This is a genomic window from Cupriavidus sp., assembly GCF_057315035.1.
On sequence record NZ_DBHKYV010000011.1, the window covers coordinates 108667 to 131938 of the forward strand.

A 23272-nucleotide genomic window follows, 5' to 3' on the forward strand; every position below is an offset into this window, starting at 1 on the left:
CTGGTGCGACAAAATTAAGAGGGGCTGGTCTGCCTGAGCAGACCAGCCCCTCTTCAACCGGCATCAGACGATGTCAACGGGTGTGTAGTGCAGGTGCGTGCCTTGATCCTGGTTTTGCCTCGGGAGGACTGGCGATAAACGCAGCAATACGGCCAATCACTGCCTTGTCGCGCAAGATGCGACGATGACCAAGGCCATTGGTCGTGACCAGTTGCGCATCGGGCCATGCGCCAGCGATGGCCGCGCCGTCTTCCCATCGAACTTCCTTGTCCTCGCGGTCATGGATGATCAGCGTGGGCGGTACGGGCCTTGTGCGGCCGATTTCGGGCACGTTGAACGTGGACCAGCTGGCGCCCAGCCATTGCTCGCTGTTGCGCTGCATGCGCGCCAGCACGTGCGGGGCAATACCAAGCTGCCAGGCCAGCGCCGAGCATGCCTGGTACATGTCGGCGGGAGACCCGATCATGACCACGCCGCGAGCGGGCAGGCCTTCGCGAATCGCCTGCGCCGCCGCCGCGCCGCCCAGCGAATGTGCCACGACGGCGTGCACGGGGCCAACATGCCACGCTACCGCCAGTAGCGACCGCGTCATCTCCATCACGGAAGTCTGTTGCTGTCCGCGCACGCCTGCATCCGATGCGCCGTGCGACAGCGCGTCGAAGGCCACCACACGCATGCCGGCCGACAGCAGGCCATTCACCACTGCGTGCCATTGCCCCGCATTGCCACCCCAGCCGTGAGCCAGCAGCACCACAGGTCCCTTGCTACCCCAGCGATAAACACGCACACGGCGGCTCGCGCCCTGGCCCGTGACCAGCGCCCATTCGGTGCGCGCCGTGTCGAGCAACCGTAATCCCTCAGGACTGTTCTTGCCGGTGGGCGGACTGAACCACAGGCGCTCGAGCGCGCGTGAGGTCGCATTGGGGAAAAACAGGCTACCGGTTTGCCAGCGTAGTCGGCGCCACGCCAACATGCCGGATTGCAGGGTGTTGGTCAGCGAGCGCCGTTCGGTGGCTTTCACAGGGGCGCTGGCGCTTGCAGCGGGTTGGGATGCGGATGACAGCACTTGCGGCACGACGAACACCTCCAACTGGTTTTTTGCTGTGGATTTGCCCTGGAGTCGATAACCAGACTCGGCAACCTTATCTTTTTTCTCAGTAGCGACCGACCAGTCGTGCTATTTTCAGGGCAAGAAACGGCTGAAATAATGCCGTGTGATACATCTCGCTTTATTGCGCCGAGGCTGCACAATCTGGTCGGCAAACGGTATTGCTGCGGGCACTACTGTGGCTTCAGTCTGGTGCCGCGGTCGCCCCGGTGCGATTCTCTTTCACGTCATTGACGAGCCTGGCAAACGCGCGCCTGGCCATTGTCTCCGCATCGATGCGGCCCATCAGCTTGAATGAGGACTGAAACGACATGCCGATGCCAACCATCTCGAAGGCAAACTGACGCGGGTCGGTGCCCGCGCGCAATGCGCCTTCATCAACGGCATCGTCAATCACGCGCACGATGGTGCTGTGCCAGTCCTTGAACGCCTGCACGAGCCTGTCCCGTATGACGCCTGGGCGATCGCGGTATTCCTGCGACAGCGCCATGAATACGCAGCCGCCTTCGTTCAGCGAGCCGGCGATCCAGGTCATATACCCGTCGAACAGCCTGTTCAGGCGCACGAGCCCGCGAACTTCGCGCATGGCCGGCTGCACCACGATCTCCGCAAAACGCTCCATCGCACGCGCAAGCACCGCCTCCTGCAAGGCTTCCTTCGACTTGAAGTGGGCATAGAGTCCGCTCTTCGACATATTGGTGTCGGCGGCCAGCGTGGCCAGCGACAACTGCTCGAAGCCTACCTTGGTGGCCGAGTGCAGTGCCTGTTCGATGATCGCGGTGCGCGTGAGCTGTCCTTTCTGCATGCGCTGGAGAATAGCACGACCGGTCGGTTTGTCAACTTGCCTTGTGCCACACATGGACGATACTGATGTGACGTCAACGCAAAGCGGGCACTGTCGTTATGTGGGGGCGGGAGGAGGATGTTGTGCTGCATCCGTCGTTTGGATGAGAGTCTGGCAGACGAGATCAAGCCATCATAAGAAATCTGTAAAAGTGTTCCACAACAGACCTTACGGAACGCTTTACGTGCTCTATACTCGAATGCACGTCCGCGCACTTTTTTTTCACTGGTGACTGGAGACCGACATGAACAGTACAGCCGTGCCAAGAGGCGCTAGCGAACCGTTCCGGCAACTGCGGGCGTTGCGCCGTGCGCGCAAGCTCAAGCAGGAGGACGTCGCCCGTAAGGCCGGGATTTCCCGGGAGGCCTATCTGCGTGCCGAATCGGGTCAGGCCGATCCGCGCATGTCTACCTTCCTGGCGGCTTGCGAGGCGCTGGGCCTTGAGGTCGTACTTGCGCCGCAGCATCTTGCTGCAGACGTCAATGCGTTTATCGCCAGCCGCAATGGTGGTGTGACTGCCGCCTCGATGGCCGGCCAGGCGCCTGCCGCACCGGCGCAGGCGTCTTCCGCGCCAGCGCAGGGTGGCTTCGGTTCGGGCCCCACATCGGGGGAGGGCCACAAGCCCGTTTGACCCTGGTCAGGATTCGCGGCAGGGCAGGGCCATCGTCCTGTCCTGCCGCGAATTTCCCATGGCGACACTGCAAACATGCTTCGCGCATGTTGGTGCCGCTTTGTGGTCGCCGTCTCCGGTACGTGCCGCTTGCTGCTGCACGCGTAGCGTGCGCTCGTGTGCACCGTCACGTGAGTGCTTCCACGTCTTACCCCGCTTGATCCTCGCTTCAATCTCGACTTCTTTCGGCTTCTTTTAGCCGTTCCCTCCGCTATTTCCACGTGCTTTTCACGGCGCTTGCACCGACCTCCCTCGGCGCGGCATGCGTTCGCTCGCCTGCGGCCCTGTGCTCGCCTATCGTAATTGTGGTTTGACATTGTCAGGTTGCGTGATTACGATTTGGTAAATCAATTTCACTATTCGTAATTCTCAATTTCTGAGCGAGGGTGAGATCGAGGAGAAGCCGGCCTGTTTCGGGGCGGCGGGGTGTGAGAGGAAGACTTCATGACGCAAACAGAAAGACACGGACACCTGCACGGCTCGGCAGCCCACGCAGGCCAATACATGTCCGGCTTCGCCAACGAATTCGCCACCGAGGCCTTGCCAGGGGCATTGCCGCTGGGCCGGAATTCGCCGCAGCGCGTGGCCTATGGCTTGTACGCCGAGCAGATCTCGGGCACTGCATTCACGGCACCGCGAGCCCATAACCGGCGCTCGTGGCTGTACCGGATCCGCCCGGCCGCCATGCACAAGCCGTTCACGCGCATCGAGCAGGATCGGTGGATGAGCCGTTTCGACGAGGTTCCGCCATCGCCGAACCAGTTGCGCTGGAGCCCGCCACCCATGCCCGCGGCACCGACCGACTTCGTGGACGGGATCGTTACGATGGCCGGCAATGGCGGTCCGGAAGCGCAAATCGGCTGCGGCATCCATCTGTACCTGGCCAACCAGTCGATGCACGACCGCTTCTTCTACAACGCCGATGGCGAGATGCTGATCGTGCCGCAGCAGGGCCGCCTGCTGATCGCGACTGAAATGGGCCAACTGGCGGTGGAGCCGCAAGAGATCGTTGTGATCCCGCGTGGCGTGCGTTTCCGCGTGGAACTGCCCGATGGCGAGGCGCGTGGCTATATCTGCGAAAACTACGGCGCGCTGTTCAAGCTGCCGGACCTGGGCGTGATCGGTTCCAATGGGCTGGCCAATCCGCGCGATTTCCTGACCCCGGTTGCCAGTTACGAGGACCGCGAAGGCAAGTTCGAACTCGTGGCCCGCTTCCAGGGCAATCTGTGGCGCGCCGAGATCGATCATTCCCCGCTGGATGTGGTGGCGTGGCACGGCAATTTCGCGCCCTACAAATATGATCTGCGTCACTTCAACACCATTGGCTCGATCAGTTTCGACCACCCGGATCCGTCGATCTTCCTGGTACTCCAGTCGCCGTCGGATACGCCTGGCGTGGACACCATCGACTTCGTCATCTTCGGTCCGCGTTGGCTGGCGGCGCAGGACACCTTCCGTCCGCCCTGGTTCCACCGCAATATCGCCAGCGAATTCATGGGGCTGATCACGGGCGCCTACGATGCCAAGGCAGAAGGTTTCACGCCCGGTGGCGCGAGCCTGCACAACTGCATGAGCGGCCACGGACCCGATGCCGAAACCTTCGAACGTGCCACGGCTGGCGACACCAGCGCGCCGCACCACATCACGGACACCATGGCGTTCATGTTCGAAACCCCGGGCGTGATCCGTCCCACCCGCTACGCCGCCGAATCGGCGCTGCTGCAGCACGACTACTACACGTGCTGGCAGGGCCTGAAGAAGCATTTCAATCCGAACGAGCGTTGAACCCCGGAGTTCCAGAATGACTGCCCCCAAGACCAGCTGGGTGACCTCGGCCAATGACGGCCAGACCCATTTCCCGCTGCAGAACCTGCCGTACGGCATTTTTTCGACTGGCAACGATGCGCCGCGCGTCGGTGTCGCAATTGGCGACCAGGTGCTCGACCTGTCCGTGCTGGATGACGCCGGCTTGCTCCCGGCTGCGGCCAGGGGAACGTTTGCGGCCGCAAGCCTCAACCGTTTCATCGCACTGGGCAAGCCCGTGTGGACGGAAACTCGTGCGCGGCTCGGCACGCTGCTGTCTGCCGAAGACCAGACGCTGTCGGGTAACGCGGCGCTTCGAGCCAAAGCCTTGGTGCCGATGTCCGCCGCAACGCTGCACCTGCCGGTGGAGATCCCCGGGTATACGGACTTCTATTCGTCGCGCGAGCATGCCACCAACGTGGGCCGCATGTTCCGTGACCCGGAAAATGCGTTGCTGCCGAACTGGCTGGAAATCCCGATCGGTTATAACGGCCGCGCCAGTTCCGTGGTGGTCAGCGGCACGGCGCTGCATCGTCCGAATGGCCAGATCAAGCTGCCGAACGAGGCGCGCCCGACCTTTACGGCCTGCCGCAAGCTGGACTATGAACTCGAGATGGGCTTTATCGTCGGCAAGCCGTCGAACCTGGGCGAGCCGGTCAGCACTGCCGATGCGCAGGCGCACATGTTTGGGCTGGTGATTCTCAATGACTGGAGCGCGCGCGATATCCAGCAATGGGAATATGTGCCGCTGGGGCCGTTCAACAGCAAGTCGTTCGGTACGTCGATCTCGCCGTGGGTGGTTACCATGGACGCGCTGGAACCGTTCCGCCGCGACAACCCGGCGCAGTCGCCCGAGCCATTGTCGTATCTGCAGCAGCAGGGTCGCAACGCGTATGACATCGCGCTCGAGATCGCGCTGCAGCCCAAAGGTGCGGCGGCGCCCACCACGGTTTGTCGCACCAACTTCAAGGCGATGTACTGGACCATGGCGCAACAGCTGGCGCACCACACGGTATCCGGTTGCAATGTACGGATCGGCGACCTGATGGGTTCTGGCACGATCAGCGGCACCACCGCAGATTCGTGCGGAAGCCTGCTGGAAACCACCCGCAACGGCGCGGAGCCTGTGGCGTTGGCGGATGGCGTCAAACGTGGCTTCCTGGAGGATGGCGATACCGTGACCATGTCGGGCTGGTGCCAGGGCGATGGTTACCGCGTTGGCTTTGGTGACGTGACGGGGACGATCCTGCCGGCGCGCTAAGCTGGACGCATTCCGGCAAGTTGGACCGAAGGGGCGGGTGTGGCGGAATGGCCGCTCCCGCCCCGTTACATTTGCGTAGGTCCGTTACTGTTGCGCATAGCCTGCCGGGTGCCCTTTATGCGAGAATTCGCCCCTGACAAAAATGCGGGGTCGAAGTTCGCTGTGCCGTCGTATGCCCATCTTTGGTGGGGTATTCGATGGTGTTGGCCAAACCGAAACCTGTTACGGGGCAAGCGCCAGCATACGGCGATGCCCGTAAATCCACCGCCCGTCGATGCCAGCACAATCGAGAATGCGGCACGGCGAGCCGGCGGGCATTAACAATAAGGTCGTCGAAATCCGCTGATTTCGATATTAATTTCAGGGAAAAATGCGGAAATATCCCCGGGGTCACGCGGGCGGTGCGCGCTTGGCGTGCACCATGGCTGTCGGCTGCGGCCGGGGGTTGACGCGGGTTCCGGGCTCACAATCGACCCTACGCGCACGGCATGGCAATTGAATTCGGAATTCGCGCATGGGCGGCCTCGGCGCCGGCATTGCATACGCCTGCGGCATGGCAGGCCTGGAGTCGGGCCCCCTGGTTGCCTGACGGCACTGACTTGCCCGCGCTGACCGCCATGGCTCCAATGTTGCGCCGACGCGTCAATGCGATCGGACGGGCAGCGCTGCATCCGGCCTATGACGTGAAACCGGCGGACACCACGATCCAATCACCGGCGGTATTTGCGTCGCGCCACGGTGATACCCGCCGCGCGTTTGAAATGCTGAGTGAACTGGCCGCCGGCGAACCGCTGTCGCCGACCGCGTTTGGCCTGTCCGTGCACAACGCCATCGGCGCCATGTTTACGATCGACCGCGGCGATGCGTCGAACCTGCAGGCGGTTGCGGCCGGTCCCGACACCGTGGAAACCGCCGTAATCGAAGCCTGTGCGCTGCTTGGCGATGGCGCCGAGGAAGTGCTGCTGGTGTGCTACGACGCGCCGCTGCCAGAAGCCTATGCGGAGTTTGCCGACGAACCTGGCTGCCTGTTCGGCTGGGCCTGGCGCATGGGCCGCCCGCGAGCGGGCGAGCCGGTCTGGCAACTCGACATCTCCGCGCCACGTTCCGCATCCGACCCCGGCACCGCACACCCGATACTGCCGCATGGCCTGGACGTGCTGCGCTTCATGCTGACCGACGAGGCCGAGTTGATCCATCGCGGCGAGCGTGCCATCTGGAGGTGGCAGCGCCATGGTTGAACGAATCGACCGCGCGTGGCGTGTCTGCGCTACCGGCTTCTGTTTCTCCAGTTTCGGTATTGGCGGACTGTTGCTGCGTGTGCTTGTTTTTCCACTACTATCGCTGCTGCCGTGGTCGACCGATACGCGCCAGCGCGTGTGTCGCGGTGTCATCCATCACGCGTTCCGACTGTTTGTGTGGCTGATGCATGCGGTGGGCGTGATCCGCTACGAGGTACGCCATCCGGAACGGCTGCGTCGTGATGGCCTGCTGATCGTGGCCAATCATCCGTCGCTGATCGACGTGGTGTTCCTGATGTCGCTGGCACGGCGGGCGGACTGCGTGGTCAAGTCGGCGCTGACGCGCAATCCGTTCACACGCGGCCCGGTGCTGGCTACCGGCTGGGTACGCAACGACAGCGGCGCGGCGATGGTCGACGATTGCATCGCGTCGCTGCGCGCCGGCAACAACCTGATCATTTTTCCGGAAGGCACCCGCACACGCCCGGGCATGCCGCTGCAGTTGCAGCGCGGTGCCGCCAACGTGGCCGTGCGCGGTGGCTTTGCGCTGACGCCGGTTGTCATCCGGTGCGAGCCGTCCACGCTGACCAAGGGCGAGAAGTGGTACCACGTGCCGGTGCGCCGGCCGCGCTTCGTGATCGACGTCCATCCCGACGTTGCCGTGGCGCAATGGGTGCCACAGGGCACCGAGGATGCGATGGCCGTGCGTCAGCTGACCCATTCACTATCCGAGTTTTTCTCCAGGGAGATCCGCCGTGAAGGCGCTTGAGCAAGAAATCAAGGAACTGATCATCTCGTCGCTGTCCCTTGAGGACGTGGCCGCCGATGATATCGACCCGACTGCGCCGCTGTTCATCGAAGGTCTTGGCCTCGATTCGATCGATGCGCTGGAACTGGGCCTCGCGCTGCAGAAGCGCTATGGCATCACCATGAACGGCGACAAGGAAGCGATCCGCTCACGTTTTGCCAGCGTCTCGGCGCTGGCGGCGTTCGTGGAATCGCAACGTGGCCAGGCCCCGGCCTGATAGGGCTGATCGTACGAATCGCAAGACACGGAGCCAGAACATGACTCACGACGAAATTTTCGCGCGCGTGGCCGCGGTTCTCGAGGAAACCTTCGAGATCGACCCTGCGCGCATTACACCCGAGGCACGACTTTACGACGACCTCGACATCGACAGCATCGATGCGGTGGACCTGCTGGTCAAGCTCAAGCCGATGCTGAACAAACCGCTCAAGCCCGAGCAGTTCAAGTCCGTGCGCACCGTGCAGGACGTGGTGCAGGCGCTGGCATTGCTGATCGATTCGCCAGCGACCGCCTGACGCGCGCATGGCCTGGCGCAAATGGGGGCTGGGACTGCTGACACTGTCCTACCCGGTAGTGATCTACCTCGGGTTGCAGCATTTCTCGCCGCGCGTGATGGCGCTGGCGCTGGTGGCGCTCGCGCTGCTGCGCGCGGGCACCAGCCGGCAGGCGGGTTGGCGCGCGATGGCGCTGCTGGCCGCGGGCCTGGCCATCGTGGTGATGGCTTCGGGCCATGCGCTGCCGTTGAAGCTGTACCCGGTGCTGGTCAACCTGGCCATGCTCGGCGTGTTTGGCTGGACCCTGCGCCATCCGCCCACGCTGGTGGAGCGGCTCGCCAGGCTGCGTGAGCCGGATCTGCCGCCGAGTGGGGTGGCCTACACGCGTCGCGTCACGCAGGCGTGGTGCGTCTTCTTTGTTTGCAACGGCACGATTGCGGCGGTCACCGCTTTCGTGGCGAGCGACCGGATCTGGGCAATCTATAACGGGGCCATTGCTTATGGCCTGATTGGTGCAATGTTTGCCGGGGAATGGCTGGTGCGTCAGCGCGTGATGGCGCGGCGCGCGGAGAATGGTCATGGCTGAACAAATGCCGGTGTGGACCGGCGTGGGTGGAGTGATGGCGGCGCTGGCGGTGCGCGCTGCAAGCGGTGATGTGCGCCCCGTGGTATCAGGCGGTGGCCAGTCGACCATCGATGCGAAACATTTCGTGGCACGCGCCGCGGCCTGGCGCCGCGCGCTGTCGGCGGCATCGGGCCGGCGCTGGGCGCTCTATCTCGACGATCCCGCCGAATTCGCTGCCGCGCTGTTTGGCGCGTGGTATGCGGGCAAGCAAGTGTTGCTGCCCGGCGATATCCGTGCCGAAACGTTGGCTGCGCTGCGCGCGCAGAGCGATGGCATGGCCGGCGAGTTTCCTGACGGATTGATGCCGGTCGACGACCGTGAGGGTGTCGCCGATGCGTCGGCATGGCCCGCACTGGCGACGCACGATACATGGGTCACGTTGTTTACCTCGGGCTCGACCGGGGAGCCGACCGCCATCGACAAGCGTCTGGCGCAGCTCGATGCCGAGGTGCATACGCTGCAGCAGGCTTTCGGCCACCGTTTTCCCTCCGATGTGCGCGTGCTGTGCACCGTGTCGCACCAGCATATCTACGGCCTGCTGTTCACCGTACTCTGGCCGCTGGCCGCGTCGCGGCCGATGCCGGCCACGCGGCTCGCGTTTCATGAGGAACTGGTGGCCGCATGCCAGTCCGATGGCCGCCCGGCAGTGCTGGTCAGCAGCCCGGCGCACCTGAAGCGCATTCCTGGTGCGCTGGACTGGTCCGCTTCGCAGCAGGTGCTGCAGGCCGTGTTCTCATCCGGCGGCCCGTTGCCGCCCGAGGCAGCGGCCGACGCGCTGCGTTGCATGGGCCGCTCGCCAATCGAGGTATTCGGCAGTTCCGAGACCGGTGGCATCGCCTGGCGCCAGCGCGCGGTGCAGGCCGATCGCTGGACCGCAATGCCCGGTATCGCGTGGCGTCTGCAGGACGGTTACCTCGCGGTGCGCTCGCCGCACCTGGCTGACGATGACTGGTACGTTTGCGCCGACCGTGCGCTGCCCGCCGGGGCAGACAGCTTTGTGCTGGCCGGACGTGCCGACCGCATCGTCAAGATCGAGGAAAAGCGCATTTCGCTGACGCAGATCGAGCAGCGCCTTGGCACGTCCGGCCTGGTGCGCGAGGCACGCGTGGTGTTGATCGAGCTCGATGTGGGCATGCGCGTGGCTGCGGCAGTCGTGTTGAGCGAAGCCGGGCAGGCGTTGTTCGATGCCAGTGGCCGTGGTGCGGTAACCAGCGCGTTGCGCAGGCATCTGGCCGAGGCTGTCGATGCGGTGGCGCTGCCGCGCCGCTGGGCCTGTCTGCAGGCACTGCCTTGCAACGCGCAGGGCAAGACTACCGAAAGCATGCTGCGCGACGTGTTCCGCCGTACGCTACCGCCCGTGCAGTGGCTCGAAGGCGACCACGCCTCGGCCACGGCCGAACTCGATGTGGCCGACGACCTCGCGGTATTCGACGGGCATTTTCCGGGTACGCCGATCGTACCCGGCGTGGCGCAGGTGGACTGGGTCATGGCGCTGGCGCCGCAAAAGCTCGGCGTACCGCCGCGCGACCGCTTCGCGCGACTCGATACGCTCAAGTTCCAGTCGGTGATCCGCCCTGGCACCAAGGTGCGGATGGCGCTGACCTGGCAGCCCGACGCATGTGTGCTGGGCTTCCGCCTTACGTCCGAGGCGGGTCCGCACGCCAGCGGCAAGATCGTTTTTCATCCCGAATCTCCAACCCCATGAGTGCCGCGTTCCGACCCGTCGTACTGGTGCCGGTCTACGACCACGAAGGCGCGATTGGCGCCATGGTCGAGGCCATCCTCAAGCATCCGTTGCCGTGCCTGCTGGTCGACGATGGCAGCAGCCCCGCCTGCGAGCAGGTGCTGCGCGACATCGCCAGCGCCCATCCCGAGCGAATCCAGCTGGTGCGCTTGCCGCAGAACCAGGGCAAGGGCGGCGCGATCATGGCCGGGTTTTCCGCGGCGGCTGAACTTGGATATACGCACGCCTTGCAGATCGATGCCGATGGCCAGCACGATGCCGATTGCATTCCGCAATTTGTGAAGCTGGCACAGGCCGATCCCGCGGCGATGATCTGCGGCCATCCGGTCTACGATGAATCGGTGCCGCGCCATCGGCTCTATGCGCGCTACCTGACGCATGTGTGGGTATGGATCAACACGCTCTCGTTCCAGATCCGCGATTCGATGTGCGGGCTGCGCGTCTATCCGCTCGCGGCGGTCACCCGGCTGATGCGCGAGCAACGCCTGGGCCGGCGCATGGAGTTCGATACCGAGGTGCTGGTGCATCTGGTCTGGCGCGGCGTGCGCATCGTCAACGTGCCTACGCGTGTTACGTATCCGTCCGACGGGGTGTCGCACTTCCAGGCCTGGCGCGACAACGTGCTGATCTCGCGCATGCATACCCGGCTGTTCTTTGGCATGGTGATACGCATGCCGCGCCTGTTGTGGCGCAAGGTGGCAGCATGAATCCGGCCAGCCCGAATCCGGCCAGCGCCGCGCGCCCGGTGCCATCGCGCCACTGGAGCGCCATCGGCGAGGTCACCTGCGTCTGGGGCGTATGGTGCCTGTACTTCCTGTATCGCCTGTTTGGCCGCGCGCTGTTCCGCCTGGTCGTGTATCCGGTGGTGACCTGGTACTGGCTGACCCATCCGCTGGCACGGCGCTCGTCGCTGGACTTCCTGACCCGCGTCGAGCAGACCGCCGGCACCATAGGCACACGCCCCACGTGGCGCCACTCGCTGCGGCACCTGTTTTCGTTCGCAGATACGCTGCTGGACAAGCTGCTGGCCATCGGCGGCCGCTACCGCTTTGGCAATGTCATCCGCGAAGGCAACGAGGTATTGCTGGAACAGATCGCGCGCGGGCAGGGCGGCATCATCATGACCGCGCATATGGGTTGCCTGGAACTGTGCCGCGTGCTGGCCAACCAGCGCAACGGCATGCGCCTGACCGTGCTGGTGCACACCGCGCACGCGGAGCGCTTCAACCGGATCCTGTCGCGTATCGACCCGAAATCGGGGGTGCAGCTGTACCAGGTTGACGATATTTCCCCCGCCACGGCGCTCGAACTGACCAGCAAGGTACAGGCTGGCGAGTTCGTGGCGATTGCCGGCGACCGCGCGCCCGCGCATGGCGGACGCGCGGTGCGGGTGCCATTCATGGGCGCGCCGGCGCGCTTCCCGGTGGGGCCCTATGTGCTGGCGTCATTGATGCGCTGTCCGCTGTATGCGATGGGTTGTGTGCGGCATGGCAACGGCCATCTGCTTCGTTTTACGGAACTTGCGCGCGAAGTATCGCTCCCACGGGCTAACCGCGAAGCGGCGCTGACCGCGCTGGCCACCTCGTATGCCGCATGGCTGCAGGCGCTGGTCGTGCAGTCGCCGTTCGACTGGTTCAACTTCTATGAATTCTGGGCCGACGAGCCGGTACGTACCGGCCGCCAGGACGCACGCCAGCCGTAGTGGCGGCGTTCCCCGGCCCCATTGAACCGCCATGTCCCAAGTCATTCATCACGCCATCACACTGACGCCGGCCTTTCACGACCTCGATCCCATGAACGTGGTCTGGCACGGCAACTACATTCGCTATTTCGAGGTGGCGCGCTGTGCGTTGCTGCAGAAGATCGACTACGACTACCCGCAGATGCGCGACTCGGGCTTTGCATGGCCCGTCGTGGACCTGCGCGTGAAGTACGTGCGGCCGCTGGTCTACGGGCAGGCGGTCGAGGTCCACGCCAGCATTACCGAATGGGAGAACCGGCTCAAGATCGAGTACGAGATCCGCGATGCGGCGTCGGGCCAGCGTCTGACCAAGGGCTATTCGATCCAGGTGGCCGTGGACATGAAGACGCAGGAAATGCTCTACGTGAGCCCGCCGATCCTGTTCGAGAAACTGGGAGTACAACCTTGAAGCGCCGGCACATGCTGCGGCACCTGGCCGCTGGTGGCATGGCGCTGGCATTGCTTGGGACCGTGCCGGTACATGCGGAAGACCTGCTTGGTGGCGTGGCGGCGCGGCTGGTCGATGCACCGGTGATTCACGGGCAGTTCGAACAGACCCGCAAGCTGGCGGGCTTCAGCAATCCGCTGGTGTCGCGCGGCGATTTCGTACTGGCGCGCGGACGTGGCGTGGTATGGAACACGCGTGACCCGTTTCCGTCGAGCCTGCTGGTGACGCCCGAGAAACTGGTGATGCGCGGTGCGGATGGCAAGGTGCAGCAGCAGATGCAGGCAGACAGCCAGCCAGCGATGCGTGTGGTGGGCGAGTCGATGATTGCCGTGCTGCGTGGCGATCTGCGCAGTCTGCAGGCGCGTTTCGATGTAAAGGGCAAGCTGGTCGGCAAGGCTGGCTGGACGCTTGTGCTGACGCCGCTCGACGCGGGTATGCGGCGCGTCTTCACCCGAATCGAACTGGCCGGCGACCGCTTCGTGCGTAACGTACGGCTGGAAGAGGGCAGTGGCGACAGCACCGTGGTGCGCATGATCGACCCGTCAGCGGCAGACAAGCTCAGCGCGGCCGAGGAGCAGCGCTTTGAGTGATATGGCAGGCGGCGTTGCGATGCGCAGCGGACTCTCACGGCTGGAACGCTGGCTGGCCATTGGCTGGCTGGTGCTGGTGCTGGCGCTGGTAGTGCACCAGTTCCAGTTCTGGCGCGCATCGCGGCTTGACACCGATGTCATGGCGCTGTTGCCGACCAGCGAGCGTACCGCTACCGCCGACCGTGTGCTGCGGCGCCTGGCCGATGGGGTGGCAAAAGAGGTGGTGGTGCTGGTGGGCAGCGACGACTGGGCGCGCACGCGCGCGGCGGCGCAACGCTTTGGTGCGACCACGGCGCGTCAGGCCGATCTGCTCAAGCCGGTCGACAAGATCGATGCATTCGACTTCGACGCCGCGCTGGCGTTCTACCGGCCATGGCGCGACCGCTTGCTGACGGATGCCCAGCGCCGGCAGTTGCAGGACGCCAATCCCGATGCACTCGCGCAGCAGGCGCTGACGCGTCTCTACCAGCTGTCGACCGGCCCGCGCCTGACGGATTGGGCCGCCGATCCGCTCGGCTTGTGGCAAGACTGGTGGCTGTCGCGTGCAGCGGTCACGCGTGTGCATGAGCGCGACGGACTGGCCACGCTGTCGGGCGATGGCAAGGAATGGGTGCTGTTGTCATACCAGATCACCAGGCCCGCCTTCTCGGTCAGCGGCAATACCGAATATGGTGACCTGCTCAAGGCAGCCGAGGCGGCGGCAAAGCAAGGTGATGCCAGCGTGCGGGTGATCGCCGCCGGCATTCCACTGCATGCCGAAGCCGCGGCCGCACAGGCCAACTGGGAGATGAACGTGATTGGCTGGGGCTCGCTGGCGGCAGTATTGCTGCTGGTGTGGCTGGCGTTCCGCTCGTTGCGGCCCATCGTGCTGGTAGGACTGTCACTGCTGGTAGGCACGGCCGCGGCGATCTCCGCCACGGCCATCGTGTTTGACAAGGTCCATCTGATCACGCTGGTGTTCGGCGCCAGCCTGGTGGGCGTGGCCGAAGATTTCGGCATTCATTACTTTGTCACGCGCCAGGCGATGGCACGTGCGACACCGCCTTCGGTGATGCGCTTCCTGCTGCCGGGCATGGCGCTGGCGCTGCTGACCAGTGTGGTGGCGTACCTGGCGCTTGGCATCGCGCCGTTCCCGGGGCTGCGTCAGATGGCATTGTTCTCTGCGGTGGGACTGGTGGCGGCGTTCCTGACCGTGGTGTTCTGGTTCCCGCTGCTTGATCGCGGCACGCTGCGCCAGACCCGGTTGTCGACCTGGCTCGCCGATAGCCTGTCGCGTTGGCCGCGTGTGCGCAATGACCGAAACACCTGGCTGGCATTGGCCGCGCTCGCGCTGTTCATCGTGCCCGGTGTCTGGCAGGTGAATATCGTCGATGATGTGCGGCAATTGCAGAGTTCACCGCCGGCATTGATCGAGGCCCAACGCACGGCCGGACGCCTGCTGGGCACGCCGAGCCCCGCGCAGTTCGTACTGGTGCGCGGCGCTACGCCTGACGCGGTGCTGGCCAACGAGGAAGCCGTCAAGGCCCGGTTGGCCGACGCGATGCAACGCGGCGATCTGCAAGGCTTCGTGGCCGTCTCCGATTGGGTGCCATCGGCCGCGCGTCAGCGTGCCGATGCGGCGCTGGCCGACCGCCAGGAAGTTGCCGTGCGCCAACGGGTGGCCAAGGCGCTGGGCGGCACCATTGCCGCGCCGGATGCTTCCGATGGCAGTGCGGTGCTGGCGTTGTCGGCATGGCTTGCGCACCCGGTGTCGGGCACGCTGCGCCATCTGTGGCTCGACCGCGAAGGCAGTGGCTACGCCAGCGTGATGCTGCTGCGCGGGCTCGACAAGCCGGCCGTCATGCCGGGCATTGCCGAGGCCGTCAATCAGGTACAAGGCGCGGAATGGGTCGATCGCATTGCCGATCTGTCCGGGTTGCTGCACCACTATCGGGTGCTGATGAGTTGGTTGCTGCTGGCCGGCGCGGCGGGCGTGGCGTTGTTGCTGGGTTGGCGCTACGGGCGTGCCGGATGGCGTGCGCTGGTGCCGACGCTGCTGGCGGCGGCATTCAGCGTGGCGGTGCTGGGCTGGCTGCACGTACCGTTGCAGCTGTTCTCGGTGCTGGCGCTGGCCTTGCTGCTGGGGGTGGGAGTGGACTACGGCATCTTCCTGCTCGAGCATCCTGGCGACGGCGTGTCATGGACGGCAATCGTGCTCGGCGCGGCCAGCACCTTGCTGGCGTTCGGCCTGCTGGCACTGTCGTCGACGCCGGCGCTGCATGCGTTTGGCATGACCATGCTTTCCGGTGTGGGTGCGGTCTGGGTGCTTTCGCCATGGTTCAGGCCGGCTGCCCCAGCTATCGAATAACAATATGAAACAGGGTTGATCCAGATGAAGACGGAACAGGTTGATGTACTGATCGTGGGCGCCGGCCCGGCGGGCTCGGTGGCGGCAGGCCTGCTGCGCAAGCGCGGCATCGAGGTGCTCGTGATCGAGAAGGAGACGTTTCCGCGTTTCTCGATCGGCGAGAGCCTGCTGCCGCAGAGCATGGAGTACATCGAAGAGGCCGGCATGCTGCAGGCCGTGGTCGAGGCAGGCTTCCAGTACAAGAATGGCGCGGCGTTCTCGCGTGGCGGCCGCCATACCGAGTTCGACTTCCGCGACAAGTTCTCGCCAGGCTGGGGCACGACCTATCAGGTGCAGCGCGCCCACTTCGACGACGTGCTGATTCGCGAGGCCGCGAAGCAGGGCGCCGAAGTGCGCTTCCGCCATGTGGTGGAAGCCGTGGACGTCAGTGGCGCACAGCCGGTGGTAACCGTGCGCGATCCGGACGGCAACGCCTACGCGGTGCAGCCGAAGTTCCTGCTCGATGCCTCCGGCTTTGGCCGTATCCTGCCGCGCCTGCTGAAGCTGGAATCGCCGTCGAATTTCCCGGTGCGCTCGGCAATCTTCACGCACGTGGAAGACCACATTCCTGTCGGCAGCTTCGATCGCAACAAGATCCTGATCAGCGTGCATCCCGAGCATGTCGATGTCTGGTACTGGACCATCCCGTTTTCCAATGGACGTTGCTCGCAGGGTGTGGTGGCCGAGAAGTCCTTCCTGGACCGCTATCCCGGCGACGAGATGGCCAAGCTCAAGCAGTTGGTCAGTGAAGAACCGCACCTGGCCAGCGTGCTCAAGGACGCGAACTGGGACACCCCGGCGCGCCAGATCGTCGGCTACTCGGCGAATGTCAGCTCGCTGTGGGGCAGTGGTTACGCGCTGCTGGGCAATGCCGGCGAATTCCTCGATCCGGTGTTCTCGTCGGGCGTGACCATTGCGTTCAAGTCGGCCAGCCTGGCAACCGCATGCGTGGCGCGCCAGCTGGCCGGTGAAACGGTGGACTGGGACGCCGACTACGCCAAACCGCTCAAGGCTGGCGTCGACTGTTTCCGCACGTTCGTCGAGGCCTGGTACGAGGGCCGATTCCAGAAGGTGATCTTCCATCCCGACGCGACACCCGAAATCCGCCAGATGATCTCGGCAATCCTGGCTGGCTACGCGTGGGATCGCAAGAATCCATTCGTGGCCGAATCGAAACGGCGTCTCAGTGTCCTGGAGCAGCTTTGCACGGTTTGAGTTTTCGATCTTCCCTGGCCGCTTGCCTGGTATCGCTGACGGTACTGGGCGGGTGTGCATCGGTTGTGCCGCCTGCAGGCAACACACCGTCCGCCGTTGCCGCGCCAACTGCCGCGCCACTGCTGCGGCTGCCGCCGGCATCGCTGGGCAAGACGCTGAACCTGCAGCAGCAGATCACGGTGCAATATCCGTCGCCCCAAGGCGAGCAGACGCGCGACATGCTGGCGTTGCTGGAGGCAGATGCCGCGCACACGCGGCTGGCCGCGGTGGCGGGCGGGCAGGTTCTGGCGCGTCTGGACTGGGACGGCAAGGATCTGCGCGTGACGCGTGCGCCGTGGGCACCCCCGGAGCTGCTGCCCGAGCGTATCCTCAGTGATCTGCAGTTGTCGTTGTGGCCGGTTGCGGCCATCCAGGCGGCGCTGCCGGCGGGGTGGCGCGTGGATGCCTCGTCCGGCATGCGCCAGCTACTGGCCGGCGACGAGGTGGTGGCGGAGATCCGCTACCCGGATGCGCGGACGACGGTATTCGTGCAACGCCGCGACGGCTACCGGCTAACGATTCGCACACTGCAGGGGCAAGGGGAGGCGCGATGACGATCTACATGAACGCGATGAACGTGATCTGCGCGCTCGGCAGCGGCGGCGATGCCGTGCGTGCCGCACTGTGGCGTACCGATGGTCCGAGCGGTGGCGAAACCACCGACCGTTACACCCCGGGCATGCCATTGCATCTGGGCACGGTGCGCGAGCCAATTGCCGCCACCGATCTGCCCGCGGGCGTTGCACCGGGGTTAGTCAGCCGCAACAACGCGCTGCTGGACCGGACCCTGGCCGCGCTGCGTCCGGCAGTGGAGGCCGCGATTGCGCGCGTGGGTCCGCAGCGCGTGGCCATCGTGCTTGGCACCAGTACCTCGGGTATCAGTGACGGAGAGGTTGCCGTGCGCGAGCGCGCCAGCACCGGCGCATGGCCGGCCGCTTTCCACTATGGCCAGCAGGAACTGGGTTCGCCGGCGCAATACCTGGCGCTGGCACTGGGCGTGGCTGGCCCGGCATATACGATTTCCACGGCATGCTCGTCCAGCGCGAAATCGCTTGCCGCCGCGGCGCGCCTGATCGAGCAGGGAATTGTCGATGTTGCCATCGCGGGAGGCGTCGACACGCTGTGCGCGTTTACGATCGCCGGATTCCGCTCGCTCGAATCGGTCAGCGCGGTGCGTTGCAATCCGCTGTCCGCGCATCGGCACGGCATCAATCTTGGTGAAGGTGCGGCACTGTTCCTGATGTCGCGCGAAGCCGGGCCGGTGCGGCTGGCCGGATGGGGCGAGACGTCGGATGCGCACCATATGTCGGCGCCCGACCCTGGCGGTGCGGGGGCGCGTACCGCGATGCAGCAGGCGCTCACGCGCGCCGGCCTGCGGGCCGGCGACATCGACTACCTGAACCTGCACGGCACGGCCACGGAACAGAACGATGCGATGGAGTCGCGCGCGGTAGCCGATCTGCTTGGCGTCGATGTGCCAGTAAGTTCCACCAAGCCCCAGACCGGCCATACGCTCGGCGCGGCTGGCGCGGTGGAGGCCGCGCTGATGTACCTGACGCTTACCGACAATCCGCACGGCCGCCTGCCGGCGCACTGGTGGGATGGCGCTGCCGATCCATCGCTGCCTGCGCTGCATGTGGTGGGCGCCGACGAGTCGCTGGGCCGCCCGGTGCGGCATGTGATGAGCAATTCCTTTGCATTCGGCGGCAGCAACAGCGTGCTGGTGCTGGGCGAGGGCTAAAGATGAATACGTCCGAACCGTTATCGAATCATCGACCTGCGCTGCCACCGGTGGCCGAGGTGGTGCCGCACGCTGGCGCGATGCGGCTGATCGACGAACTGCTGCAGGCCGATGACACGATGTGCGTGGCGCGAGCCACCGTGCGGGCCACGCAACTGTTTGTCGACGAAGCCGGCATGCCGGGGTGGGTGGGTATCGAGTACATGGCCCAGACCATCGCGGCATGGGCGGGCGTGCGCGAACGCGCCGCGGGGCGCGCGCCGGGCATTGGCTTCCTGCTGGGCTCGCGCCGCTATAGCTGTGACGTGGCGGCGTTTCCGGCCGGCAGCGAACTGACGATTTCCGTGCAGGTGGAACTGACCGGTGACAACGGTCTGGGCATGTTTGCCTGCACGCTGGCACTGGATGGGCGCGACGTTGCGCGCGCCAATGTTTCCGTATTCCAGCCTGCCGATGCGCAGGCGTTTCTCCAGGGGCAGCAGGCATGACGAACAAGACCGTGCTCGTCACGGGGTCCTCGCGCGGCATTGGCCGCGCCATTGCATTGCGCCTGGCGCGCGACGGCTACGACGTGGTGGTGCATTGCCGCGCGCGCCGCGAGGAAGCCGAATCGGTAGCCGACGCCGTACGCGCGTTTGGCCGCAATGCACGTGTGCTGGCATTCGACATCGCGCAGCGCGAAGTGGCATCGCGCGTGCTGCTGGCCGACGTCGAGGAGCATGGCTGCTACTACGGCGTGGTCTGCAACGCTGGCCTGGCACGAGACGCGGCGTTTCCGGCCATGAGCGGCGAAGAATGGGACGAGGTGGTGCATACCAATCTCGATGCGTTCTACAACGTGCTGAATCCGCTGGTCATGCCGATGGTGCAACGGCGCCAGCCGGGGCGCATCGTGACGCTGTCATCGGTGTCGGGGCTGGTGGGCAACCGCGGCCAGACCAACTACAGCGCGGCAAAGGCCGGCATCATCGGGGCCACCAAGGCGCTGGCGATCGAACTGGCCAAGCGTCAGATCACGGTCAATTGCGTGGCGCCCGGCCTGATCGATACCGAAATGATCGAGGAACACGTGCGTGAAGAGGCGCTGAAGATGATTCCGGCGCGCCGCATGGGTACCCCGGATGAGGTAGCTGCCACAGTGGCCTTCCTGTTGTCGCCGGATGCCGGTTACATTACACGGCAGGTAATTTCGGTGAACGGGGGGATGTTCGGATGAAGCGGGTTGTCGTAACCGGCGCGGGCGCGGTCAGCGCCCTGGGCAATGACTGGGCTACAGTGCGCGAGCGCCTGGCCAGCGGCCGCAATGCGGTCGTGCATATGCCGGAATGGGACGATATCAGGGGGCTCAATACCCGCCTGGGCGCACCAGTGCCGCCGTTCACGCTGCCGCCACACTACACGCGCAAGCTGACGCGGTCGATGGGGCGCGTGTCGCTGATGGCCGTGCTGGCCAGCGAAGCCGCGCTGGCCGATGCCGGACTGGCCGGCAGCCCGCTGGTCACGGGTGGGCGCATGGGCATTGCCTACGGGTCTTCCACGGGCACGCCGTCGGCGATACAGGACTTCGGGCGCATGATGAGCGAGCGTTCGACCGAGGACATCAGCGCCACCACGTATATCCGCATGATGCCCCACACCACGGCCGTGAATATCGGCGTGTTCTTTGGCATCACGGGGCGCATCCTGACGACGTCGAGCGCATGCACGTCGGGCAGCCACGGCATTGGCTATGCGTTCGAGACGATTCGCGCCGGCAAGCAGGTTGCGATGCTGGCGGGCGGCGGTGAAGAGCTCGATGCGACCGAGGCCGCGGTGTTCGACACCCTGTTCGCCACCAGCACGCGCAATGACGCACCGGAAACCACGCCGCGGCCGTTCGATGCGAACCGCGACGGGCTGGTGCTGGGCGAGGGCGCAGGTACGCTGGTGCTCGAGGAGCTCGAACATGCGCAGGCGCGTGGTGCGCGCATCCTGGCCGAGATTGTCGGCTACGGTACCAACAGCGATGGCGCGCACGTGACGCAGCCCCAGGCCGAGACCATGGCCGTGGCAATGCGCCTGGCGCTCGAGGATGCCAATCTTGAGGCCAGCGCGATTGGCTACGTCAATGCGCATGGCACGGCGACCGATCATGGCGATATTGCAGAGTCGCACGCCACGCATGCGGTGCTGGGGCCCAATGTGCCAATCAGTTCGCTCAAGAGCTACCTGGGCCATACGCTCGGGGCGTGCGGTGCGCTGGAGGCCTGGATGACGATCGAGATGATGCGCGATGGCTGGTTCGCGCCCACCGTGAACCTGGTGGACCCGGATCCGCGCTGTGCGTCGCTTGACTACATCATCGGCGAAGGGCGCAGGCTCGACACCGAGTATGTGATGAGTAACAATTTTGCGTTCGGCGGCATCAATACCTCGCTGGTATTCCGTCGCTGGACCCACTGAAGTTGCTGTTTCCCAGCTTCTAGCGTTTCTTGCCTGTTCAACAACCAAAATAAGGAAGGTCAATGAAATTCGCCGCTCTCCCGCTGCTCGCCGTTGCTTGCGCCGCCACGCTCCTGTCTGCCCCGGCCGCCGCGCGTGATACCAAGTACATGCTGCCGTTCCAGGATGTACTGGACATGCCCGAGGCCAAGGAAAAGCTCGACGGCTCCGTGAAGTTCTACCTGTCCGGCGCGCGCACCCCCAAGGTGCTCGAGAAGAAGGACAGCGACGTGTCGAACAAGAAGACCAACGGCGTGGGCAAGAGCGATGAGGAAGCGTGCCGCTGGGCCGCGCTGTCGGCGCTGCTGGCATTCCAGGACAAGGCCAAGTCGCTGGGCGTCAATGCCGTGGTCGATATGGTCAGCTACTACAAGAAGGACACCAACGCCAGCGCCAGCGAGTACGAGTGCCACGCCGGCGCCGTCGTGGTGGGCGTGGCGCTGAAGGGCACCTACGCCAAGGTGGCAAACTGATGCGCGCCCGGCGAGCGCGCTGAACCGGTCGGCCTAGCAAAGGGATCGCTGTCATGCCGCTTGCCCTGCGTACCGGATCCGTCATGGCCTTCGCGGCCATGGCACCCCCAGTCAGTCGCTGGATGTCGGCGGATGAACTGGCGCGCCTGTCGACCATGCGGGCGCAGCAGCGCGCCGAGCAGTTCGCGGCGGGCCGCTGGCTCGCACGCCGCCTGCTGGCCGTGACATTTGGCGGCGATGCCTCCGAATGGGCGCTGTCGGCCGCAGAGGATGCACCGCCACTGGCTACGCATACCAGTGGCGTGGTCGGTTTGCCCGTATTCGTTTCGATTGCCCACTCGGGCGATCATCTGGCTTGCGCGGTATCGGACATGCCGGTCGGCGTCGATATCGAGGAACTGCAACCGCGCAAGCATCTGGACACGCTGATCGAAGCGACCACCACCGAAGCCGAACGGGCCGCGTTGCCGGCGTTGCTGCCGGGCAGTGACCGGCGCGAAGATGAACGCGACGGCCAACTCGAAGAAGCACGTGAAGAAGCGCGCATGGTGGCGTTCTTCCAGCTCTGGACGCTCAAGGAAGCGTGGATCAAATGCCACGGCGGGAGTCTGTTCCAGACCATGATGGGGCAGGTCGTGGAAGCCGTGCCAGCGACGCTGGACCGCGCCAACGGCCTGACCTGGCGCCGCAAGGGCGCGGTGCTGGCGCTGGCCGCATCGGTGCCGGTCGACGAAATCGAACTGCCGGATGCCATGGGGTGGCGTCTCCATGCACGCGAGACCGTGGACTAGGAACTCAGGTCTTTTCCAGCGATGCGCAGGCCGCGCGCAACATGGCGGCATATCCTTCCAGATGCGGTTCGATCCGGTACACCGGTCCTGCAATCGAGATCGCATAGCACTCGCCCGACAGCCGTACCGGCCATGCGAGCGCACCCACATCAGGCATCGATTCACTCAGGTTGACATACGCACCGCGCTCGCGCGCCTGGCGCAGGTCGGCTTCGAGCGTGGCCGGCGAGGTCAGCGTGCGCGGCGTAAAGGCCTGGAATGCCAACTGCGGCAGCAGCGCGGCGCGTTCCGTGTCGTCCATTGCCGCCAGCAGCGCCTTGCCGATCGAGTTGGCATGAAGCTCGCGACGTTCGCCGGCCGTGGCGATATAACGGATCGCATGCGGGGATTCGAGCACGTCGAGATACACCACCGCGGTCCCTTCGTAAAGCTTGCCGATCACCACGGTTTCTCCGGTGGCATCGCGCAGTTCGCTCATGGTGTCGTGCACACGATCGAGCACCGGGTCGTGCCGGGCGATTTGCTGCGCCATCGCCAGCAGCCGCCCGGTAGGGTAATAGCCCTGCCGGCGCGCCGTTTCATACAGATAGCCCAACGATGTCAGCGTGCGGATCAGTGCCAGGCAGCTCGATGCAGGCACTGCCAGCAGGCGCGCCAGTTCCGATAGCGACAGCGCGCGGCGTTCGCGTGCAAAGGTCTCGATGATCTCGATCACGCGCAAGGCGGTCTTGACGTTCATCGCGGCGGGCTTGGCGGCGGTAGGCTCGGGGCG

The 23272-nt window shown here is 65.0% G+C and carries 25 protein-coding genes; 22 read left to right on the forward strand and 3 right to left on the reverse strand.

Annotated features, from left to right (window positions below; genetic code table 11):
• Window positions 1-73: 73 nt before the first annotated feature.
• Together ACO550_RS16150 and ACO550_RS16155 are read right to left on the reverse strand one after the other, a co-directional pair.
• Window positions 74-973, reverse strand: coding sequence for an alpha/beta fold hydrolase (locus ACO550_RS16150; protein ID WP_485994905.1), 900 nt, complete (start codon window positions 971-973; stop codon window positions 74-76).
• Between the two features lie 319 nt (window positions 974-1292).
• Window positions 1293-1913: a TetR family transcriptional regulator C-terminal domain-containing protein gene (locus tag ACO550_RS16155; protein ID WP_315592842.1), complete on the reverse strand. Its 621-nt coding sequence runs from the start codon at window positions 1911-1913 to the stop codon at window positions 1293-1295.
• 283 nt (window positions 1914-2196) lie between these two features.
• Between ACO550_RS16155 and ACO550_RS16160 the strand changes: the two genes are divergently transcribed.
• The 22 genes from ACO550_RS16160 (at window position 2197) to ACO550_RS16265 (ending at window position 22500) form a co-directional block, all read left to right on the forward strand.
• Window positions 2197-2583 (forward strand): helix-turn-helix domain-containing protein, encoded by a 387-nt coding sequence (locus tag ACO550_RS16160; protein ID WP_315592843.1) that lies wholly within the window; start codon window positions 2197-2199, stop codon window positions 2581-2583.
• Window positions 2584-3066: 483 nt separating this feature from the next.
• Window positions 3067-4407 (forward strand): homogentisate 1,2-dioxygenase, encoded by a 1341-nt coding sequence (gene hmgA / locus ACO550_RS16165; protein ID WP_485994903.1) that lies wholly within the window; start codon window positions 3067-3069, stop codon window positions 4405-4407.
• 16 nt (window positions 4408-4423) lie between these two features.
• The gene (gene fahA / locus ACO550_RS16170) at window positions 4424-5686 is read left to right on the forward strand and encodes a fumarylacetoacetase (RefSeq protein WP_315592844.1); all 1263 of its coding nucleotides are present in this window, start codon (window positions 4424-4426) and stop codon (window positions 5684-5686) included.
• 488 nt (window positions 5687-6174) lie between these two features.
• The gene (locus tag ACO550_RS16175; protein WP_315592845.1) at window positions 6175-6924 is read left to right on the forward strand and encodes a beta-ketoacyl synthase chain length factor; all 750 of its coding nucleotides are present in this window, start codon (window positions 6175-6177) and stop codon (window positions 6922-6924) included.
• The gene (locus ACO550_RS16180) at window positions 6917-7693 is read left to right on the forward strand and encodes a 1-acyl-sn-glycerol-3-phosphate acyltransferase (RefSeq protein WP_315592846.1); all 777 of its coding nucleotides are present in this window, start codon (window positions 6917-6919) and stop codon (window positions 7691-7693) included. Before ACO550_RS16175 ends, ACO550_RS16180 begins: the two co-directional genes overlap by 8 nt.
• Window positions 7680-7949: a phosphopantetheine-binding protein gene (locus ACO550_RS16185; RefSeq protein ID WP_315592847.1), complete on the forward strand. Its 270-nt coding sequence runs from the start codon at window positions 7680-7682 to the stop codon at window positions 7947-7949. Before ACO550_RS16180 ends, ACO550_RS16185 begins: the two co-directional genes overlap by 14 nt.
• A gap of 40 nt (window positions 7950-7989) precedes the next feature.
• Window positions 7990-8247 carry an acyl carrier protein gene (locus ACO550_RS16190; RefSeq protein ID WP_029050926.1) on the forward strand — a complete coding sequence of 86 codons (258 nt, stop codon included), beginning with the start codon at window positions 7990-7992 and terminating at the stop codon, window positions 8245-8247.
• Between the two features lie 7 nt (window positions 8248-8254).
• Window positions 8255-8812 carry a hypothetical protein gene (locus ACO550_RS16195; RefSeq protein ID WP_315592848.1) on the forward strand — a complete coding sequence of 186 codons (558 nt, stop codon included), beginning with the start codon at window positions 8255-8257 and terminating at the stop codon, window positions 8810-8812.
• The gene (locus ACO550_RS16200; RefSeq protein ID WP_315592849.1) at window positions 8805-10556 is read left to right on the forward strand and encodes an ApeI family dehydratase; all 1752 of its coding nucleotides are present in this window, start codon (window positions 8805-8807) and stop codon (window positions 10554-10556) included. The genes ACO550_RS16195 and ACO550_RS16200 overlap by 8 nt, the downstream gene beginning before the upstream one ends.
• Window positions 10553-11302, forward strand: a complete 750-nt coding sequence (locus tag ACO550_RS16205) for a glycosyltransferase (RefSeq protein WP_315592850.1) — start codon at window positions 10553-10555, stop codon at window positions 11300-11302. Before ACO550_RS16200 ends, ACO550_RS16205 begins: the two co-directional genes overlap by 4 nt.
• The gene (locus tag ACO550_RS16210; RefSeq protein ID WP_315592851.1) at window positions 11299-12297 is read left to right on the forward strand and encodes an LpxL/LpxP family acyltransferase; all 999 of its coding nucleotides are present in this window, start codon (window positions 11299-11301) and stop codon (window positions 12295-12297) included. The genes ACO550_RS16205 and ACO550_RS16210 overlap by 4 nt, the downstream gene beginning before the upstream one ends.
• Before the next feature lie 31 nt (window positions 12298-12328).
• The gene (locus ACO550_RS16215) at window positions 12329-12745 is read left to right on the forward strand and encodes a YbgC/FadM family acyl-CoA thioesterase (protein ID WP_315592852.1); all 417 of its coding nucleotides are present in this window, start codon (window positions 12329-12331) and stop codon (window positions 12743-12745) included.
• Window positions 12742-13374 carry an outer-membrane lipoprotein carrier protein LolA gene (locus tag ACO550_RS16220; protein ID WP_315592853.1) on the forward strand — a complete coding sequence of 211 codons (633 nt, stop codon included), beginning with the start codon at window positions 12742-12744 and terminating at the stop codon, window positions 13372-13374. Before ACO550_RS16215 ends, ACO550_RS16220 begins: the two co-directional genes overlap by 4 nt.
• Before the next feature lies 1 nt (window position 13375).
• On the forward strand, window positions 13376-15721 hold the full coding sequence (locus ACO550_RS16225) for an MMPL family transporter (protein ID WP_315592897.1): 2346 nt from the start codon (window positions 13376-13378) through the stop codon (window positions 15719-15721).
• A gap of 24 nt (window positions 15722-15745) precedes the next feature.
• A complete protein-coding gene (locus tag ACO550_RS16230; RefSeq protein ID WP_315592854.1) occupies window positions 15746-16975 on the forward strand; it encodes a tryptophan 7-halogenase in 1230 nt (409 codons plus the stop codon).
• Complete coding sequence (locus ACO550_RS16235) at window positions 16972-17568, forward strand: DUF3261 domain-containing protein (protein ID WP_315592855.1); 597 nt, start codon at window positions 16972-16974, stop codon at window positions 17566-17568. The genes ACO550_RS16230 and ACO550_RS16235 overlap by 4 nt, the downstream gene beginning before the upstream one ends.
• Entirely contained in the window at window positions 17565-18755 is a 1191-nt protein-coding gene (locus ACO550_RS16240) for a beta-ketoacyl-ACP synthase (RefSeq protein ID WP_315592856.1), read from the forward strand. Before ACO550_RS16235 ends, ACO550_RS16240 begins: the two co-directional genes overlap by 4 nt.
• Window positions 18756-18757: 2 nt before the next feature.
• Window positions 18758-19243, forward strand: a complete 486-nt coding sequence (locus tag ACO550_RS16245; protein WP_315592857.1) for an ApeP family dehydratase — start codon at window positions 18758-18760, stop codon at window positions 19241-19243.
• Window positions 19240-19971, forward strand: coding sequence for a 3-oxoacyl-ACP reductase FabG (gene fabG, locus ACO550_RS16250; protein ID WP_315592858.1), 732 nt, complete (start codon window positions 19240-19242; stop codon window positions 19969-19971). The genes ACO550_RS16245 and fabG overlap by 4 nt, the downstream gene beginning before the upstream one ends.
• Complete coding sequence (locus ACO550_RS16255) at window positions 19968-21197, forward strand: beta-ketoacyl-ACP synthase (RefSeq protein ID WP_315592859.1); 1230 nt, start codon at window positions 19968-19970, stop codon at window positions 21195-21197. Before fabG ends, ACO550_RS16255 begins: the two co-directional genes overlap by 4 nt.
• Window positions 21198-21259: 62 nt before the next feature.
• Window positions 21260-21709, forward strand: a complete 450-nt coding sequence (locus ACO550_RS16260; protein WP_315592860.1) for an excinuclease ATPase subunit — start codon at window positions 21260-21262, stop codon at window positions 21707-21709.
• 53 nt (window positions 21710-21762) lie between these two features.
• Window positions 21763-22500: a 4'-phosphopantetheinyl transferase family protein gene (locus ACO550_RS16265; protein WP_315592861.1), complete on the forward strand. Its 738-nt coding sequence runs from the start codon at window positions 21763-21765 to the stop codon at window positions 22498-22500.
• 4 nt (window positions 22501-22504) lie between these two features.
• On the opposite strand, the gene ACO550_RS16270 is transcribed toward ACO550_RS16265, so the two are convergent.
• Window positions 22505-23239, reverse strand: coding sequence for an IclR family transcriptional regulator domain-containing protein (locus tag ACO550_RS16270; protein ID WP_315592898.1), 735 nt, complete (start codon window positions 23237-23239; stop codon window positions 22505-22507).
• Window positions 23240-23272: the final 33 nt, after the last annotated feature.

What these genes read in the sequence shown, in the direction of transcription:
- ACO550_RS16205 (WP_315592850.1), top strand. Translation starts at nt 10,553, where the DNA reads ATGAGTGCCGCGTTCCGACCCGTCGTACTGGTGCCGGTCTACGACCAC.
- ACO550_RS16260 (WP_315592860.1), top strand. Translation starts at nt 21,260, where the DNA reads ATGAAATTCGCCGCTCTCCCGCTGCTCGCCGTTGCTTGCGCCGCCACG.
- ACO550_RS16200 (WP_315592849.1), top strand. Translation starts at nt 8,805, where the DNA reads ATGGCTGAACAAATGCCGGTGTGGACCGGCGTGGGTGGAGTGATGGCG.
- ACO550_RS16240 (WP_315592856.1), top strand. Translation starts at nt 17,565, where the DNA reads ATGACGATCTACATGAACGCGATGAACGTGATCTGCGCGCTCGGCAGC.
- ACO550_RS16230 (WP_315592854.1), top strand. Translation starts at nt 15,746, where the DNA reads ATGAAGACGGAACAGGTTGATGTACTGATCGTGGGCGCCGGCCCGGCG.
- ACO550_RS16150 (WP_485994905.1), bottom strand. Translation starts at nt 973, where the DNA reads ATGTTGGCGTGGCGCCGACTACGCTGGCAAACCGGTAGCCTGTTTTTC.
- ACO550_RS16255 (WP_315592859.1), top strand. Translation starts at nt 19,968, where the DNA reads ATGAAGCGGGTTGTCGTAACCGGCGCGGGCGCGGTCAGCGCCCTGGGC.
- ACO550_RS16195 (WP_315592848.1), top strand. Translation starts at nt 8,255, where the DNA reads ATGGCCTGGCGCAAATGGGGGCTGGGACTGCTGACACTGTCCTACCCG.
- ACO550_RS16190 (WP_029050926.1), top strand. Translation starts at nt 7,990, where the DNA reads ATGACTCACGACGAAATTTTCGCGCGCGTGGCCGCGGTTCTCGAGGAA.
- ACO550_RS16175 (WP_315592845.1), top strand. Translation starts at nt 6,175, where the DNA reads ATGGCAATTGAATTCGGAATTCGCGCATGGGCGGCCTCGGCGCCGGCA.
- ACO550_RS16160 (WP_315592843.1), top strand. Translation starts at nt 2,197, where the DNA reads ATGAACAGTACAGCCGTGCCAAGAGGCGCTAGCGAACCGTTCCGGCAA.
- ACO550_RS16155 (WP_315592842.1), bottom strand. Translation starts at nt 1,913, where the DNA reads ATGCAGAAAGGACAGCTCACGCGCACCGCGATCATCGAACAGGCACTG.
- ACO550_RS16265 (WP_315592861.1), top strand. Translation starts at nt 21,763, where the DNA reads ATGCCGCTTGCCCTGCGTACCGGATCCGTCATGGCCTTCGCGGCCATG.
- ACO550_RS16215 (WP_315592852.1), top strand. Translation starts at nt 12,329, where the DNA reads ATGTCCCAAGTCATTCATCACGCCATCACACTGACGCCGGCCTTTCAC.
- ACO550_RS16210 (WP_315592851.1), top strand. Translation starts at nt 11,299, where the DNA reads ATGAATCCGGCCAGCCCGAATCCGGCCAGCGCCGCGCGCCCGGTGCCA.
- ACO550_RS16270 (WP_315592898.1), bottom strand. Translation starts at nt 23,239, where the DNA reads ATGAACGTCAAGACCGCCTTGCGCGTGATCGAGATCATCGAGACCTTT.
- ACO550_RS16245 (WP_315592857.1), top strand. Translation starts at nt 18,758, where the DNA reads ATGAATACGTCCGAACCGTTATCGAATCATCGACCTGCGCTGCCACCG.
- hmgA (WP_485994903.1), top strand. Translation starts at nt 3,067, where the DNA reads ATGACGCAAACAGAAAGACACGGACACCTGCACGGCTCGGCAGCCCAC.
- ACO550_RS16225 (WP_315592897.1), top strand. Translation starts at nt 13,376, where the DNA reads ATGGCAGGCGGCGTTGCGATGCGCAGCGGACTCTCACGGCTGGAACGC.
- fahA (WP_315592844.1), top strand. Translation starts at nt 4,424, where the DNA reads ATGACTGCCCCCAAGACCAGCTGGGTGACCTCGGCCAATGACGGCCAG.
- fabG (WP_315592858.1), top strand. Translation starts at nt 19,240, where the DNA reads ATGACGAACAAGACCGTGCTCGTCACGGGGTCCTCGCGCGGCATTGGC.
- ACO550_RS16180 (WP_315592846.1), top strand. Translation starts at nt 6,917, where the DNA reads ATGGTTGAACGAATCGACCGCGCGTGGCGTGTCTGCGCTACCGGCTTC.